The 15,547-nt window shown below is 70.9% G+C and carries 16 protein-coding genes and 1 tRNA gene; 5 read left to right on the forward strand and 12 right to left on the reverse strand.

The features are described 5' to 3' along the window. Positions 1–134 precede the first annotated feature (134 nt). The 3 genes from AB0N68_RS01290 to AB0N68_RS01300 form a co-directional block, all read right to left on the reverse strand. Entirely contained in the window at positions 135–422 is a 288-nt protein-coding gene (locus AB0N68_RS01290) for a hypothetical protein (RefSeq protein WP_280566861.1), read from the reverse strand. A gap of 118 nt (positions 423–540) precedes the next feature. Then, a tRNA-Thr gene (locus AB0N68_RS01295) sits at positions 541–613 on the reverse strand. Between the two features lie 42 nt (positions 614–655). Then, a complete protein-coding gene (locus tag AB0N68_RS01300; protein ID WP_280566858.1) occupies positions 656–1,606 on the reverse strand; it encodes a thioredoxin domain-containing protein in 951 nt (316 codons plus the stop codon). A 228-nt stretch (positions 1,607–1,834) separates the two neighbouring features. Here AB0N68_RS01300 and AB0N68_RS01305 point away from each other — a divergent pair, with 228 nt between their 5' ends. Together AB0N68_RS01305 and AB0N68_RS01310 are read left to right on the forward strand one after the other, a co-directional pair. Next, positions 1,835–2,938 (forward strand): ABC transporter ATP-binding protein, encoded by a 1,104-nt coding sequence (locus tag AB0N68_RS01305; RefSeq protein ID WP_187662078.1) that lies wholly within the window; start codon positions 1,835–1,837, stop codon positions 2,936–2,938. Positions 2,939–3,017: 79 nt separating this feature from the next. After that, positions 3,018–4,319: a DUF4032 domain-containing protein gene (locus tag AB0N68_RS01310; protein ID WP_259951412.1), complete on the forward strand. Its 1,302-nt coding sequence runs from the start codon at positions 3,018–3,020 to the stop codon at positions 4,317–4,319. Between the two features lie 26 nt (positions 4,320–4,345). Here AB0N68_RS01310 and AB0N68_RS01315 read toward each other — a convergent pair whose 3' ends face one another. From AB0N68_RS01315 to AB0N68_RS01335, 5 genes are all read right to left on the reverse strand, one after another. Next, positions 4,346–4,987, reverse strand: a complete 642-nt coding sequence (locus tag AB0N68_RS01315; RefSeq protein ID WP_259951411.1) for an NAD(P)-dependent oxidoreductase — start codon at positions 4,985–4,987, stop codon at positions 4,346–4,348. Positions 4,988–5,002: 15 nt separating this feature from the next. Beyond that, positions 5,003–6,007 (reverse strand): 23S rRNA (guanosine(2251)-2'-O)-methyltransferase RlmB, encoded by a 1,005-nt coding sequence (rlmB, locus tag AB0N68_RS01320; protein WP_187662081.1) that lies wholly within the window; start codon positions 6,005–6,007, stop codon positions 5,003–5,005. Continuing rightward, positions 6,000–7,406 carry a cysteine--tRNA ligase gene (gene cysS, locus AB0N68_RS01325; RefSeq protein WP_280566855.1) on the reverse strand — a complete coding sequence of 469 codons (1,407 nt, stop codon included), beginning with the start codon at positions 7,404–7,406 and terminating at the stop codon, positions 6,000–6,002. The genes rlmB and cysS overlap by 8 nt, the downstream gene beginning before the upstream one ends. Positions 7,407–7,415: 9 nt before the next feature. After that, entirely contained in the window at positions 7,416–8,663 is a 1,248-nt protein-coding gene (gene ispD / locus AB0N68_RS01330) for a 2-C-methyl-D-erythritol 4-phosphate cytidylyltransferase (protein WP_259951409.1), read from the reverse strand. A 68-nt stretch (positions 8,664–8,731) separates the two neighbouring features. Continuing rightward, a complete protein-coding gene (locus tag AB0N68_RS01335; RefSeq protein ID WP_045255828.1) occupies positions 8,732–9,214 on the reverse strand; it encodes a CarD family transcriptional regulator in 483 nt (160 codons plus the stop codon). Between the two features lie 134 nt (positions 9,215–9,348). Between AB0N68_RS01335 and AB0N68_RS01340 the strand changes: the two genes are divergently transcribed. Then, complete coding sequence (locus AB0N68_RS01340) at positions 9,349–9,819, forward strand: DNA modification methylase (RefSeq protein WP_187662084.1); 471 nt, start codon at positions 9,349–9,351, stop codon at positions 9,817–9,819. 58 nt (positions 9,820–9,877) lie between these two features. Here the strand turns inward: AB0N68_RS01340 and AB0N68_RS01345 are convergent, their stop codons facing one another. Beyond that, entirely contained in the window at positions 9,878–10,561 is a 684-nt protein-coding gene (locus AB0N68_RS01345; protein ID WP_071328841.1) for a response regulator, read from the reverse strand. Then, on the reverse strand, positions 10,558–11,781 hold the full coding sequence (locus AB0N68_RS01350) for a sensor histidine kinase (protein WP_268776745.1): 1,224 nt from the start codon (positions 11,779–11,781) through the stop codon (positions 10,558–10,560). The genes AB0N68_RS01345 and AB0N68_RS01350 overlap by 4 nt, the downstream gene beginning before the upstream one ends. Before the next feature lie 215 nt (positions 11,782–11,996). Between AB0N68_RS01350 and phoU the strand changes: the two genes are divergently transcribed. Further along, positions 11,997–12,695, forward strand: coding sequence for a phosphate signaling complex protein PhoU (gene phoU / locus AB0N68_RS01355; protein WP_187662086.1), 699 nt, complete (start codon positions 11,997–11,999; stop codon positions 12,693–12,695). A gap of 81 nt (positions 12,696–12,776) precedes the next feature. On the opposite strand, the gene AB0N68_RS01360 is transcribed toward phoU, so the two are convergent. Further along, a complete protein-coding gene (locus tag AB0N68_RS01360) occupies positions 12,777–13,526 on the reverse strand; it encodes a phosphoglyceromutase (RefSeq protein ID WP_101848551.1) in 750 nt (249 codons plus the stop codon). 60 nt (positions 13,527–13,586) lie between these two features. On the opposite strand from AB0N68_RS01360, the gene AB0N68_RS01365 reads away from it, so the two are divergent. Further along, positions 13,587–14,408 carry a class I SAM-dependent methyltransferase gene (locus AB0N68_RS01365; protein WP_292794896.1) on the forward strand — a complete coding sequence of 274 codons (822 nt, stop codon included), beginning with the start codon at positions 13,587–13,589 and terminating at the stop codon, positions 14,406–14,408. Positions 14,409–14,423: 15 nt separating this feature from the next. Here AB0N68_RS01365 and ygfZ read toward each other — a convergent pair whose 3' ends face one another. Further along, on the reverse strand, positions 14,424–15,539 hold the full coding sequence (gene ygfZ / locus AB0N68_RS01370; RefSeq protein WP_292794898.1) for a CAF17-like 4Fe-4S cluster assembly/insertion protein YgfZ: 1,116 nt from the start codon (positions 15,537–15,539) through the stop codon (positions 14,424–14,426). Positions 15,540–15,547 lie beyond the last annotated feature (8 nt).

Genomic DNA, 15,547 nt, shown 5'->3' on the forward strand with positions numbered 1-15,547 from the left:
CATTCCCACGGGGGATCGGAAAAGATGCGCAGGTGGCCGGGGCGGGGTGCCGACCACCTGCACCCCAGTAACATAACACCCTCCGACGTGCTACGCGATATGCGGGCGCCCTGACATCGCGGCGCACCTGCCGGCTATCGGCGGCCCGCGTCCGCTCCGTGTCGCGCGTCGAAGTCTCGGATGTCCCGCAGCGCGCGCCGCAACGTGAGCGCGTACGCGATCGCCAACCCCACGCTCACCGCTCCGACGGCCACCCGCATCACATCGAGGGCGCGCGCCTCCGTCAGAAGACCAGAGCTCAGCCACCAGACGGCGCTCACCGTCCAGAAGACGGCGAGCACGATCGCCCACGTCCTCCGTCGCTGCAGTGCGAGCCGCTGCGGAATCAGCGACGGGTCGGACTCGTCCGGGGGTGCGCTCATGCGCAGAGCCTAGCGCTGGGGCGGTGGGTGCCGGTGAGGTGGGCAGCCCTCCTCACCTGGATGAGCAGAAGGCCCGCATCCCCGGTGTTTCCCAGGGGATGCGGGCCTTCGCGCGCGGAGCCGACTACGGGACTCGAACCCGTAACCCCCGTATTACAAGTACGGTGCGCTACCAATTGCGCCAAGTCGGCGGATGCCATCACAGCTTAGCGATGGCGGGGACGCGCGGCGGTCTACTCCGCCGGCGCCGAGGTGGCGGTCGGGGTCGGTGTCGGGGACGTCGACTCGTAGTACGCCTCGCTGGCGACGGACATGACGAACGTCGACAGCTCCTGCGGGTCGTCCAGCGCGCCGACATAGGCCTCGCCGTTGACGACGATCATCGGGGCGGCGGTGAGCACGAGGTCGTCGGAGCCGGGAAGCGGCCCCTTGAGCGCACGCGTCGTCGCCTCCTTCGCCCAGTTGACGTAGTCGCCGTCCTCGATGCACGAGCGCACGGTCTTCGCATCGTCCACGCCGACGGCGCCCGCGAGGTTGGCGAGCTCCTCGTCGGACATCCCGTCGCTGCCCACGTCGGGCTGGTCGTCGAGGAGGTCGTGGTTGAACGCGTAGAACTGGTCCGGCGAGTGCGTGGCGACGCAGGCGGCGGCGGCAGCGGAGCGCAGCGAGTATTTGGTGCCGTTGGAGCTGGCGGTCAGCAGGGCGACCGGGTGGTAGCTCACGGTCGCGGCGCCGTCCTCGATCCACTGCGCGAGCAGACGGGCGTTGGCGCGCTCGAACTTGCCGGCGTCGGGCGAGAGGTAGTCGACGTACACGTGCACGTCCACCGCACCGGCCGCGGTGGGCTCCGGTGCCGGGGTCTCGGTCGCACCGGCCTCCGTGGGCTCGGGCTCCGGCGTGGCGGAGGCGGTGCCGGCGATGGCGGCGGAGGCGATGTCCGTCACCACGACGCCGTCGGCCTCCATGCCGCTCGGGCTGAGCTGCGGCTTGGACGTCTGCGAGGTCACGGCGAGCGTCACCGCGGTCCCGATCGCGCCGACCGCGATGATCGCGACCGCGCCGATGATGATCCGTCGCATCAGACGCGCCCGCGACTGCTGGGCGTGCACCTTCTGTGCCTTCTCCCGCACGACCTCGCGCGAATTGCGAGGGGCGGGGACGTTCGGCGTTTCGTCGCTCGACATCGTTCCTCTTGAGTCTCAGGGGGTCCGGGTTGGCCCCGACCACCGTCGGGCGGTGATCGCCGCTGCGCACGGCCGGGTTCGATGCTAACCAGTGAGGCTGAGAAATACCCAGGTGCGGCCGTTCGTGCCATACTGATCCCGACCCGATGGAGGGTCACGGCGGGTCGCTCCGCCGCTTCATTCACTACGGATCGTCCGGCACGTACCTGCCGGTGAAGGAGAAACACGATGGCATCTGTGACTTTCGACGAGGCCACCCGCCTGTACCCCGGCGGCACCCGTCCGGCTGTCGACAAGCTCAACCTCGAGGTGGGAGACGGCGAGTTCCTCGTCCTGGTCGGTCCCTCCGGTTGCGGTAAGTCCACCTCCCTCCGCATGCTCGCCGGCCTCGAAGAGGTCAACTCCGGCCGCATCCTCATCGGCGACCGCGACGTCACCGATGTGCCGCCGAAGGACCGCGACATCGCGATGGTGTTCCAGAACTACGCGCTGTACCCGCACATGACCGTCGCCGAGAACATGGGCTTCGCGCTCAAGATCGCCGGCGTCGGCAAGGAGGAGCGTGCCGCACGCGTCCTCGAGGCCGCGAAGCTCCTCGACCTGGAGCAGTACCTCACCCGCAAGCCGAAGGCTCTCTCCGGTGGTCAGCGTCAGCGTGTCGCCATGGGTCGCGCGATCGTCCGTCAGCCCCAGGTCTTCCTCATGGACGAGCCGCTGTCGAACCTCGACGCCAAGCTCCGCGTCCAGACCCGTACGCAGATCGCGTCGCTGCAGCGCCGCCTCGGCGTCACCACGGTCTACGTCACGCACGACCAGACCGAGGCGCTCACCATGGGTGACCGCATCGCCGTGCTGAAGGACGGCCTGCTCCAGCAGGTCGGTTCGCCGCGCGACCTGTACGAGAAGCCGGAGAACGTCTTCGTCGCCGGCTTCATCGGCTCGCCCGCGATGAACCTGTTCTCGGCCGACCTGGCCGACGGCGGCGTGCGCTTCGGTACCGAGGTCGTCCCGCTCGACCGCGACACCGTCGGCCGTGCCAACGGCTCCCAGGTCACCGTGGGCGTCCGCCCCGAGGACATCACCGTCGGCCCGGCCGACGGTCAGGGCCTCTCGGTCGTCGTCGATCTCGTCGAGGAGCTCGGCGCCGACGGCTACCTCTACGGCCACACCGAGATCAACGGCAAGCGCACCGACCTCGTCGCCCGCGTCGACGGCCGCAACCACCCGAACGCCGGGGAGACCGTCACCCTCGCCGCGAACCCGGGTCACGTGCACGCGTTCGACCTCGAGTCCGGCGACCGCCTGAACGACAAGCCGGTCGTCTCGGCCTGATCGGACATCTCCACCGCGGCGCGGGCTGACTTCGGTCGCCCGCGCCGCGTCTTTTCCCCGGCACCCCTCAGGAGTCCCCATGCAGGAATCCCTCCGGATCACCGCCAAGACGGTCGACCCCGGGCTGCTCGCCCTGCCGTGGTCGACGCCCCTGGAGAAGTGGCCGTCCGAGCACATCGTCTCCCTCCCCAAGGGCCTCTCGCGCCACCTCGTCCGCTTCGCGGATCTCTCGGGTCGCGTGGTGGCCGTCAAGGAGACGACGACCGAGATGGCGCGGCGGGAGTACGAGATGCTCGGCAACCTCGCGCGCCTCGACGTGCCGTGCGTGGAGCGGGTCGCGGTGATCGCCGGCCGCACGGACTCGTCGGGTGATCCGTTGCCCGCGGCGCTGGTCACCTCGCACCTGCGCTTCTCGATGCCGTACCGGGCGCTCTTCACCCGGGTGCTCCGCCCGGACACGGCCACCCGTCTCGTCGACGCGCTGGCCCTGCTGCTCGTGCGTCTGCACAACGTCGGCTTCTACTGGGGCGACGTCTCGCTCTCCAACACCCTGTTCCGCCGGGACGCCGGAGCGTTCGCGGCGTACCTCGTGGACGCGGAGACCGGGGAGCTGCACGAGGAGGGCCTGACGGACGGACAGCGCGCCTACGATCTGGATCTCGCCCGCACGAACATCGCCGGTGAGATCATGGACCTCGCCGCGGGCGGTCGCCTGGAGCACGGCGTCGACGCGGTCGCCATCGCGGACGGCATCGTGTCCTCCTACCGCTCGCTGTGGGCCGAGCTCACCGCGCAGGAGTCCTTCTCCGCCGCCGAGACCTGGCGCATCACCGAGCGGGTCGAGCGGCTCAACGCCCTCGGCTTCGACATCGACGAGATGTCGATGTCGACGACCGCGGACGGCACCGTGGTGGAGATCCAGCCCAAGGTCGTCGACGCGGGACACCACCAGCGCCGACTCATCCGCCTCACCGGTCTCGACGTCGAGGAGAACCAGGCGCGTCGGCTCCTCAACGACCTCGACGAGTTCCGTGCCCGCTCCACCAAGCAGTGGGCGGACGAGGAGATGTACGCGCACGAGTGGCTCACGCGCGTCTTCGAGCCCGTCGTGCGCGCCATCCCGTACGACCTGCGCGCCAAGCTGGAGCCGGCCGAGGTGTTCCACCAGGTGCTGGAGCACCGCTGGTATCTGTCGCAGGCGCAGGGACGCTCGGTGTCCCTCGCGGAGGTGCTGACGAGCTACATCAACGACGTGCTCCGCCATCGCCGCGACGAGGCCACCATCATGGGACCCCCGACGGAGACGATGGGCCTGCCCGTCGTCACCGGCACGCTGGCGCTCGGCGACGATGACGAGGTGGACTGGCGCGACCTCGTCTGAGGCCGCCCCTCCGGTTCCGGACGGCGTCAGTAGCCGACGGTGAACCGCTCGCGGTGGTGGTTGCCCTGCTCGATCTCGTCGACGATCGCGACGGCGAAGTCCGCCCCGGAGATGTAGGACTTGCCGTCCTCATCGCGGACGAGCACGTCACCGCCGTCCCGATAGCGACCGGTGCGCTCCCCCTCGGCCCACGGTCCGAAGACCTCGGCCGGGTGCACGAAGAACCAGTCCAGGCTCTCGGCCGTGCGCTCCAGGAGCGCCAGCGAGTCGATGCCGACCTGCGCCTCGTGCTTGTACTCCTCCGGGAAGCCCTGATCGAACAGACGGGGACCGCCCGGCGCGACGAGGCTGCCGCCCGCGCCGCCCACGACGCCGAGCCGCGTCTCGGTGCCGTCGAGCAGCGCGACCACGTTCGTCAGCGCCTCGAGGACGCGGTCCTCCATGTCACCGCGCGGCGAGAGCGCGGAGACCACGGCGTCCGCTCCCGCGAATGCCTCGGTCAGCGTCGCGGGGTCGAGTGCGGACCCCTGCACGTAGGCCGCACCCGCGACCGGATCCGCGGGTGTCGAGCGCGAGATGGCGACGACCGCGTGGTCACGGCTCACCGCCTCCGCGACGATGTGGCGTCCGGCGTAGCCGGTTCCTCCCAGGACGATGATGCGGGCCATGCGTGTTCCTCTCGGTCAGTCCGCGGCGCGGACGGTCGCGACCTGGTACAGCGCGACCGAGGCCGCGATGCCCGCGTTCAGCGACTCGGTCGCCGCGGAGATGGGGATGGAGACGATCTGGTCGCAGGTCTCGGTCACGAGGCGGGACAGGCCCTTGCCCTCCGAGCCCACGACGATGACGACGGGACGGTCCGCCAGCTCCAGCGCCGGCAGCGACACGTCGCCGTCGCCGTCGAGCCCGAGCACGAAGACGCCCTGCTTCTTGAACTCCTTGAGCTGCGTCGTGAGGTTCGATGCCAGGGCGACCGGGATGCGTGCCGCCGCGCCCGCACTCGTCTTCCACGCCGCGGAGTTCACACCGGCGGAACGACGCTGCGGCAGGATGATGCCGTGGCCGCCGAACGCCGCCGTCGAGCGGATGATCGCGCCGAGGTTGCGGGGGTCCGTGATGCCGTCGAGGGCGACGAACAGCGGCGTCTCGCCGCGGTCGATGACCTCCTCCAGCAGGTCCTGCGGGTGGGCGTACTCGTACGGCGGCACCTTGAGCGCCACGCCCTGGTGCACGCCGTCGAAGCCGGCCATGCGGTCGAGCTCCTGGCGGGTGACCTCGAGCACCGGGATGTCGCGGTGGGTCGCGATCGACAGCATCTCCTTGACCCGGTCGTCCATCTCGACACGCTGCGCGATGTACATCGCGGTCGCCGGGATCTTCGCCCGCAGCGCCTCGAGCACCGAGTTGCGGCCGGTGACCGTCTCGGTGTCGGTGGTGTTGTCCTTCGACCTGGCGGTGCGGTTCGGGTTGCCCCCGGAGGCCGGACGCCCGCCGGGCTTGCCCTTGCCCCCGGCCGCGGCGAAGCGCTCGGCCGCGGCCTTGCGCTTACCGGCGGGGTGCCACGCGCGGTCCTCCGCCTTCGGCGTCGGGCCACGCCCCTCGAGCGCCTTGCGCCCGAGACCTCCCGTGCCCTTGGTGGGGCCCTTCTTGTTTCCCTTGCTCGCGCCGGGGCGCCCTGGCTTAGCCATCGATACTCCAATGAGTTCCGGCCGGAGTGTCCTCCAGCGTGATTCCTGCGGCGGCGATCGCGTCTCGGATGCGATCCGCCGCCGCCCAGTCCTTCTCCGCGCGCGCGGTGGCGCGCTGCGCGATCATCTCCTGCACCAGCGCGTCGAGCGCCGCTGCCTGCGCATCCCCGGCCTTACGGGAGCCCGCGTCCTCGACGAGGCCGAGCACACCGGTCATGCCGAGCACCGCCCGCGCCGCGTCCAGGGCCGCTGCGGTGTCGCCCGCGTCCAGAGCCGAGTTCCCGGCCCGCACGCTCTCGTGCACGACGGCCAGCGCCTGCGGCACGCCCAGGTCGTCGTCCATCGCATCGATGAACGCCGAGGGCAGGCTCTGCGCGTCATCGGCGCCGATCCCGTAGCCGGCCGCGCGGAGCGCCCGCTCCAGGAAGGAGCGGATGCGGCCGAGCGCCGCCTCCGCTTCCGCCCAGGAGGATTCCGAGAGGTCGAGGCTCGATCGGTAGTGCGCCGCCGCGAGGGCGTAGCGCACGACGAGCGGGTCCCGCTCAGCGAGCACGTCCCGCGCGAGCGTGAAGTTGCCGAGCGACTTCGACATCTTCTGTCCGTCGACGGTCACGAGGCCGTTGTGCACCCAGTACCGGGCGAAGCCGTCGCCCGCTGCACTCGACTGCGCGAGCTCGTTCTCGTGATGCGGGAACCGCAGGTCCAGTCCCCCGCCGTGGATGTCGAACTCCGCACCGAGGTACCGCTTCGCCATGGCCGAGCACTCGATGTGCCAGCCGGGGCGCCCGGCACCCCATGGCGACGCCCACGTCGCGTCGGCGGGCTCGTCGGCCTTGGCGCCCTTCCAGAGGGCGAAGTCCTGCGGGTTGCGCTTGCCGCGCGGGTCGGCGTCCTGCGCGGCTTCCATCGCGTCCACGGACTGGTGGGTGAGGTCGCCGTAGGACGGCCAGGAGCGCACGTCGAAGTACACGTCTCCCGAACCATCGGGGGCGGGGTACGCGTGGCCTCGGTCGATGAGCAGCGCGATGAGCTCCTGCATCTGCGGCACGGAGGCCGTCGCACGCGGTTCGTAGGTGGGCGGGAGGATGCCGATGCCGGCGTAGGCGGCGGCGAACTCCCGCTCCATCCGGTAGGCGAGCGCCCACCACGGCTCGGACTCCGAGGCGTTCGCGAGGACCTTGTCGTCGATGTCGGTGACGTTGCGCACGAAGGTCACGCGCCCGTGGCGGTATGTCAGCCAGCGGCGAAGGAGATCGAAGCTCAGAGCAGCTCTGACGTGACCGATGTGCGGTCCGGACTGCACCGTGGGTCCGCAGACGTACATCGTGATGTTCTCGGGATCGAGAGGCACGAAGTCGCGCAGCAGCTGTGCGCGGGTGTCGTAGAGGCGGAGAGTCACCGCTCAAGCCTACTCGGCGGGCGCTGGGAGACCCCGCTCCGGTCGCGGGATGACGACGGCGACGGCCGTGACCGCGATCCCCTCGCCCCGCCCGGGGAACCCGAGACCGTCCGTCGTCGTGGCCGTGACCGTCACCGGGGCGCCCCCGAGCGCCGCCGACAGCGCCGCCTCGGCCTCCCCGCGGCGTCCGCTGAATCGCGGACGGTTGCCCTGGAACTGGACGGACACGTTGCCGATCGCGAACCCCGCCTCCGCCAGGAGCTCCCCGGTGCGGGAGAGGAAGACGTCCGCGTGAGCCCCCGCGTACTCCGGATGGGCCGTGCCGAAGTGCTGCCCGATGTCGCCGAGCCCTGCAGCCCCGAGCAGCGCGTCGACGATGGCGTGGGCGACGGCGTCGCCGTCGGAGTGCCCGGAGAGCGCGGGCTCCCCCGGCCATTCCAGCCCCGCCAGCCACAGCGCCCCGTCGCCGCCGAAGGCATGCACGTCCGTGCCGATCCCCACGCGGGGAGCGTCGACAACGACCGCCGACGGCCGCGCCGCCGCGGAGGGCGCCCCCGGAGTCGTCGCCACGAGGAGGCGCGCGCGCTCGAGGTCGGCGGGGGTGGTGATCTTGAACGAACGCTCCGAGCCGGGCACCAGCCGCACCGCGTTCCCGGCTGCGGCGAAGAGCGCGGCGTCATCCGTGTACTCGGCGCCCTGGGCTGTCGCCTCCGCGTACGCCGCTTCCAGCAATCGGCGCGGGAATCCCTGCGGCGTCTGCGCGGCCGCGAGCTCCGCGCGATCCACGGCGCCGACGACGAGGCCGTCGGCCACCCGCTTGAGCGTGTCGACCACGGGCAGACTCGGCACCGCTCCGGCGTCGCCGACCACGGCCGCCGCCACGGCATCGATGACGGTAGGCGGCGTGAGGGCGCGGGCGGCATCGTGCACGAGCACCGTCGTGATGTCTCCCCACAGGGCCGCGAGTCCGGCGGCGACGGACTCCTGCCGCGTCGCTCCTCCCGTGACCACGCGGCCCAGGTCGGCGCGATCGCCGGCAGCCGCCAGCAGCTCCGTCTGCGCGTCACCTTCGTAGCCCGACGGGGCGACCACCACGACCTGCATCGGGGCCGCCGCGAAGACACCGTCGAGGGCGTGCCGCAGGATCGTGCGCCCGTCGATGCCGACGAAGGCCTTGGGTGCCCCCGCCTCGAGACGGGTGCCGGAGCCGGCGGCGACGACGATGATCGCGGTGTGCGGGACGGGGAGGATGCTCACAGCTTCACGTTACCCGCGGGAACGACGAAAGGCGGGTGCCGCAGCACCCGCCTTTCGTGGAGGACGTCTCAGGACGCGAGGACCTCGTCGAGCAGTGCGCCCGCCTTGTCCTCATCGATCTTCTCGGCCAGCGCCAGCTCGGAGATGAGGATCTGCCGGGCCTTGGCCAGCATCCGCTTCTCACCCGCGGACAGGCCGCGGTCCTGGTCACGGCGCCAGAGGTCGCGCACGACCTCGCTCACCTTGATGACATCGCCGGACGCGAGCTTCTCCAGGTTCGCCTTGTATCGGCGCGACCAGTTGGTGGGCTCCTCCGTGAACGGCGCGCGCAGCACCTCGAACACGTGGTCGAGGCCCTCCTTGCCGATCACGTCGCGAACGCCGACGAGGTCGACGTTCTCAGCCGGGACCTCGATGATGAGATCACCCTGCGTGACGTTGAGCTTCAGGTACTTCTTCGCCTCGCCCTTGATGATGCGCTCCTTGACCTCGATGATGGTCGCAGCGCCATGGTGCGGATAGACGACGGTCTCGCCAACCTCAAAAAGCATAAAAACATGTCCTTTCGGCAACCTCAAGGATACCACAGGGGATATGCGCTAAGGTTCGCGCTCCCTGTTCCCTGCGCGCTCCGGACTTACCCATAGAATGGGGAGGGATATCCCGTCGGACCTCAGGAGGACCCGTGAAATCGCGCCTTGTCGCGTCTGCCGCCATCAGCGCCCTCGTTCTGCTCGGCGCGACCGGGTGCACGTTCATCACCCCTCAGGCGACGAAGACCGAATACGCCGCCTCCGACGGCGTGAACGTCTCCGATCAGGACGGCCCCATCGCCGTGCGCAACGCCCTGATCATCGCGAACGAGGACGGCTCGGTCGGCAACTTCGTCGGCGCCGTGGTCAACCCGTCGCAGGACCGCGCCACCCTCACGGTCTCGCTGGAGGGCGGCGACCCCTTCCAGATCACCGTGCCTGCCGGCGGAAGGATCAGCTTCGGCGCCGACGAGGAGCCCGTGGAGATCACCGGCCTCGACACGATGCCCGGCGCGACCGTCGCGATGCACTTCCAGTCCGGCGACTCCGCCGGTGTGACGACCGAGATCCCGGTCCTCGACGGCACGCTGCCGTACTACTCGGACCTCGCTCCGCAGGACTGAGTCCGCAGACAGACGCAAGAGGCCGGCACCCGCGGGTGCCGGCCTCTTCTGTCTGTCGTCAGCCCTCGAAGCGATATCCCAGGCCGCGGACGGTCACGAGCATCACCGGCTCGCTGGGGTTCTCCTCGATCCGCGAGCGGATGCGCTTGATGTGGACGTCGAGCGTCTTGGTGTCGCCGAAGTAGTCGCTCCCCCAGACGCGGTCGATGAGCTGGCCGCGCGTGAGCACCCGACCGGAGTTGCGCATCAGCACCTCCAGAAGCTCGAACTCCTTCAGCGGCATGTTGATCTGCTCGCCGGCGACCGACACCGTGTGCCGATCGATGTCGAGCGAGACGCGCCCGCCCTCCAGCACCCGTTCGTCCAACTCGCCCTCGGCCTGCACGACGCGTCGCAGCACCGCCCGCATCCGGGCGAGGAGCTCCCGCGACGAGTAGGGCTTGGTGATGTAGTCGTCGGCGCCGAGCTCGAGCCCGACCACGATGTCGACCTCGGAGTCCTTGGCGGTCAGCATGATGATCGGCACGGCGGACGTCGAACGGATCTGACGGCACACCTCGGTCCCCGGCATCCCCGGCAGCATGAGATCGAGCAGCACGATGTCGGCGCCGCGCTCCCGGAACGCCGTCAGCGCACCGGGACCGTCCTCGGCGATCTCGACCTCGTAGCCCTCGCGGCGCAGCAGGTACGCGAGGGGGTCGGCGAGGTCGGGCTCGTCTTCGACGAGAAGGATGCGGGTCATGCGGTCTCTCCGTTTCGGACGCGCGTCGCCCCGGTCGCGGGGGCGCCCTTGCGTGCGCGCTTCTTCTTGCTCTTCTTGCCCTGCCCGCTGTTCGCGGGGGCGTCGATGCGAGGCAGGCGGATGGTGAACGTCGATCCTCGGCCGGGGCGCGACCACAGCCGCACCTCTCCCCCGTGCCGCTGAGTGGCGTGCTTGACGATGGACAGCCCGAGGCCGGTGCCGCCGGTGCGCCGCGAGCGGGCTTCGTCGGCACGGTAGAACCGCTCGAAGATGCGCTCGCGATCGGCCTCGACGATCCCGATGCCCTGGTCGGACACGGCGATCTCCACGACGTCGTCGTCGGCCTTCACCCCGACGCCCACCCGGGAGCCGCGGGGCGAGTAGACGATCGCGTTGGCGATGAGGTTGCCGACGGCCTCGATGAGGATCTGCGCGTCGCCGCGGACCCACACGCCGCGGTCGCCGCCGCGGGCGAGTTCGACGCCGGCCGAGTCCGCCTGCACGACATGGGCCTCGATCGAGGAGGCGATGACCTCGTCGATCGAGACGGGCGCGACCTCGGTCAGCCCGTCCTCCGCCTGCAGCCGCGACAGGCTCATGATGCGCCCGGTGAGCTGGCCGAGCCGGCCGGCCTCCGCCGAGATCCGGGAGGCGAACGCGCGGACCTGAGCGGGATCGTCGGCGGCGGACTCGATGGCCTCGGCGAGCAGGCTCACCGCGCCGACGGGCGTCTTCAGCTCGTGGCTCGTGTTGGCCACGAAGTCGCGGCGCATCTGATCGAGGCGCTCCTGCTCGGTCACATCCCGGATGATGAGGAGCACGAGGCGCGTGCCGATCGCGCTCGCCCTGGCCGACACGAGCCGGGGGTCGAGACTGAGACCGCCGCGGGTGATCCGCATCGAGGCCGTCGCGGTCTCCCCCGTCGAGCGCACACCGCGCACGAGCTGCCGGAGCTCCGGATTGTCGAGCGTCGACCCGACCTCGATCCCGAAACGCGCCGCGGCCTTGGAGGTGGCCAGCACGAGCCCCGAGACGTCCACGACGCACGCGGCATCGTCCATGCTGCGCAGCACGTCGGTGATCCCGGTCGGGATGACCATCGAGGTCTCCTCCTCCGCCCGCGCCCGGGCGCGGTACGCCCAGACCACGAGGAGCGAGAGGCCCACGCCGATCGCCAACCCGATGGCGAGGGAGGACAGCGCGAGCTGCGGCAGGGTCATGACTCCAGCGTAGAGCGCGTTCACCGTCGATCCGGCGGGTTCCCGCGCCATCACGGGGAGCGGAGACGTACTATTCACTCGCTGGGCACCGTTCGTTAACCTTCGGAGCAGACAATCGCTTCAGGCCTGCGCGCGCGCAGTCCTCCCCCATGCGGACGCCCCGCCGCCCCGCGCTGGACCGTCAGCCGGGATCCGAACGAAAGGTTGCGCCCACCATGCGCGAAGTCTTCCACCAGTCCCTCGAGGACCTGCAGTCCCGCCTCGTCGAGATCGCCGAGCTCGTGACGGTCTCCATCGACAAGGCCACCCGCGCCTTCGCCACGAGCGACGTCGCGCTGGCCGAGGAGGTCATCGCCGACGACGCCAAGATCGACGAGCTCGCGGTCGCGCTGGACGAGCAGGCCATCGAGATCCTCGCCCGGCAGCAGCCGGTCGCGCGCGACCTCCGCATCGTCGTCACGGCGCTCCGCGTCAGCGCGTCCCTGGAGCGGATGGGCGACATGTCCGAGCACATCGCCCAGCTCGCGCGGCTGCGGTTCCCGGAGCGCGCGATCCCGAAGGGCCTCAAGGGCACCTTCGTGAAGATGGGCGAGCTCGACGTGGAGATCTCCCGCACGCTCGCCGAGCTCCTGCGCACGCAGGACCTCAAGTTCGCGGACGCCATCCGCAACGCCGATGACGACGTCGACGAGCTGCACGCCAGCGTCTTCGAGAAGGTGCTCAGCGACAACTGGAAGGGCGAGGCCGTCGCCACGGTCGACGCGACGCTCGCCAGCCGGTACCACGAGCGGTTCGCGGACCACGCGGTCGCCGTCGCCAAGAAGGTCGTCTACCTCGCGACGGGTGACTGGCACGTCGAGGAGGAGGACATCGCCCTCGCGGTGGAGCAGCAGGAGCAGCTCGGTCACGCCTGACCCGAAACCCCGCCTTACCGTCGAGACCCCCTGCTGCAGGCGACTGCAGCAGGGGGTCTCGACGTGAAACCGGGGTCTCGGTTACTTCTTGCCCTGGGCGGCCACGGCCGCGGCACCGGCGGCGGCGGCCTCCGGGTCGAGGTAGCGGCCGGGACCGGTCGGCGCGTTGTTCTCGTCGAGCTCGTACACGAGCGGGATGCCGGTCGGAATGTTCAGGCCGGCGATGTCGTCGTCGCTGATCCCCTCGAGGTGCTTGACGAGGCCGCGCAGCGAGTTGCCGTGTGCCGTCACGAGCACGGTCTTGCCGGCTTCGAGGTCGGGGACGATCTCCGCGTCCCAGTACGGCAGGAGGCGGTCGATGACGAGCTTGAGCGATTCCGTGCGCGGCACCTCGCCGTCGATGCCCTCGTAGCGGGCGTCGCCCACCTGGCTGAACTCGCTCGCGTCGTCCAGCGGGGGCGGCGGGACGTCGAACGAGCGGCGCCACAGCTGGAACTGCTCCGGGCCGAACTCCTCGAGGGTCTGTGCCTTGTCCTTGCCCTGCAGAGCGCCGTAGTGACGCTCATTGAGGCGCCACGACCGCTTCACCGGGATCCACAGCCGGTCGGCCGCATCCAGCGCGATGTCGGCGGTCTGGATGGCTCGGCTCAGCAGCGACGTGTGCAGCACGTCGGGCAGGATGCCGGACTCGGCGAGCAGTTCACCGCCGCGACGGGCCTCGCCCTTGCCCTGCTCGGTCAGGCGGACGTCCACCCAGCCGGTGAAGAGGTTCAGTTCGTTCCACTCGCTCTGGCCGTGGCGGAGCAGGATCAGGGTGCGCTTCGCAGTCATGTCGCCAGTTTATCCGGGGGCGCGGAGCGGGCGCAGCGGCGGAGGAGGGAGGATGGACGCATGGCGTCATCTCCCCTCGGTCGGCCGACCCGCGGCACGACCGGGACGAACCGGCTGCGTCGGAACGACCGGTGGATCGCCGCCTCCCCCGCCTTCCGTCGCGCCGCGGACCCGCTCGTCGTCGACCTCGGGTTCGGGGCGAGCGGGGTGACCGCGTTCGAGCTGGCCGCACGACTGCGACGAGTGCGGCCGGATGCGGAGGTGCGGGGTCTGGAACTCGATCCGGAACGGGTGTCCACCGCGGAGCAGCAGCTCGACGAGGTCCGAGCCGGCCGGACCCCGTTCCCCGCCGACCTCCGCGTCTCCTTCGCCCGCGGCGGATTCGAGGTGCCGCTCCCTGACGGCCGGCGCCCCGCCGTCATCCGGGCGATGAACGTCCTGCGGCAGTACGACGAAGCCGAGGTCGCAGGCGCCTGGCGGACGATGGCGCACCGCCTCTCGCCGGAAGGACTGCTGGTGGAGGGGACCTGCGACGAGATCGGGCGCGTCGCGAGCTGGGTGGATGTCGATCCCGTCGGCGCTCCCCTCCGTTTCTCCATCTCCCTTCGCCTCCGCGGACTCGAGGTCCCGAGCATCGTCGCGGAGCGGCTGCCCAAGGCCCTCATCCATCGCAACGTCCCCGGCGAGCGCATCCACGCACTGCTCGTCGACCTGGACCGGGAGTGGGAGCGCGCCGCTCCCCTGTCGACCTTCGGAGCCACGCAGCGCTTCCTCGCCGCGGTGGCCGCACTGCGCGCGCAGGGCTGGCCCGTGCAGGGCGGACGGAGCCGCTGGCGGCTGGGAGAGCTCACCCTGCCGTGGGAGGCGGTGGCACCGGCCTGACCGGCGCCCGTCAGCTCAGACTCCGGCGTCGCGGGGATCCGGCGCTGTGGGACGGCGGGACAGCCGCGTCAGTCGCGGCACATCCGCGGTGGCGCCGGCGTCCGCGGGCACGATGATCTGCTGGGACGCGGCGATGTCGATCCCCTCGGCGCGGACGACGAGGTCGCCGACGGGGGCACGGCGGGACAGGAGGGCGAGGGCGATCGGCCCGTCCTCGTGATGCCGCGCGGAGGAGGTGATGTGCCCGACCTCGTCATCACCCGCGAACACCGGAGCACCGGGTTCCGGAAGCACGGCGTCGCTGCCGTCGAGCTGGAGCAGGGCGAGACGCCGCGGCGGATGCCCGAGGTTGTGCACCTTCGCGACCGTCTCCTGGCCGCGGTAGCAGCCCTTGTTCAAGTGCACGGCACTGCGGAGCCAGTCCGACTCGTGCGGCAACGACCGCTCGTCGACCTCGGCCGCCCAGCGCGGACGCCAGGCGGCGATCCGCAGGGCCTCGGCGGCGAGCAGCCCGGCGACGTCCTCGCGGTCGAGGTCCGCGGCGAGTGCGCGCGCCGCCGTCTCGGGCACGATGCCGATCCGCCAGGCGAGGTCCGCCCCCGGGTGGGAGGGCACCGCGGCGTACTGGTGGCCGCCCACGCTGATGCGCTGCCAGGGGTCGACCCACACCTGCGCACCGTCGAGGCCCCGCACGCGGTCGGCAGCGGAGCCGCCGTCGACGAATCCGAGCAGCGCGAGGTCGGGGCGCAGCTCGACGGTGGCCTGGGTGCGGAACTTCATCCGTGTCAGCCACGTCGCGAGCCCCTCGGCGTCGCCGGCGTCCGCGAGGAGCCAGGTCGAGATGCCGTCGTCGAGGACGCCGGCCGCGTGCTCCACCCGCCCCTGCGGGTCGAGCACGAGGAGCTCGGTGCTCTCCCCTGCGCGCAAGCCGCTCACCGCCTGGGACGTGATGGAGTCGAGCCACGGGAGGCGTTCGGGGCCGGACACCTCGATGACCGTCCGGTCGTCGAGGGGCGCGATGGCCGTTCCGGTTGCGAGACGCCGCTGCTCGCGGAAGGGGTCGCCGAAGTGGGCGATCCCGCGCTCACCCGTGATCGCTCCGGGGACGCCGTCGAAGACGCTGCTGCTCACGGTGTGCT

The sequence above is a fragment of the Microbacterium meiriae genome (genome assembly GCF_040685015.1).
GTDB lineage: Bacteria > Actinomycetota > Actinomycetes > Actinomycetales > Microbacteriaceae > Microbacterium > Microbacterium meiriae.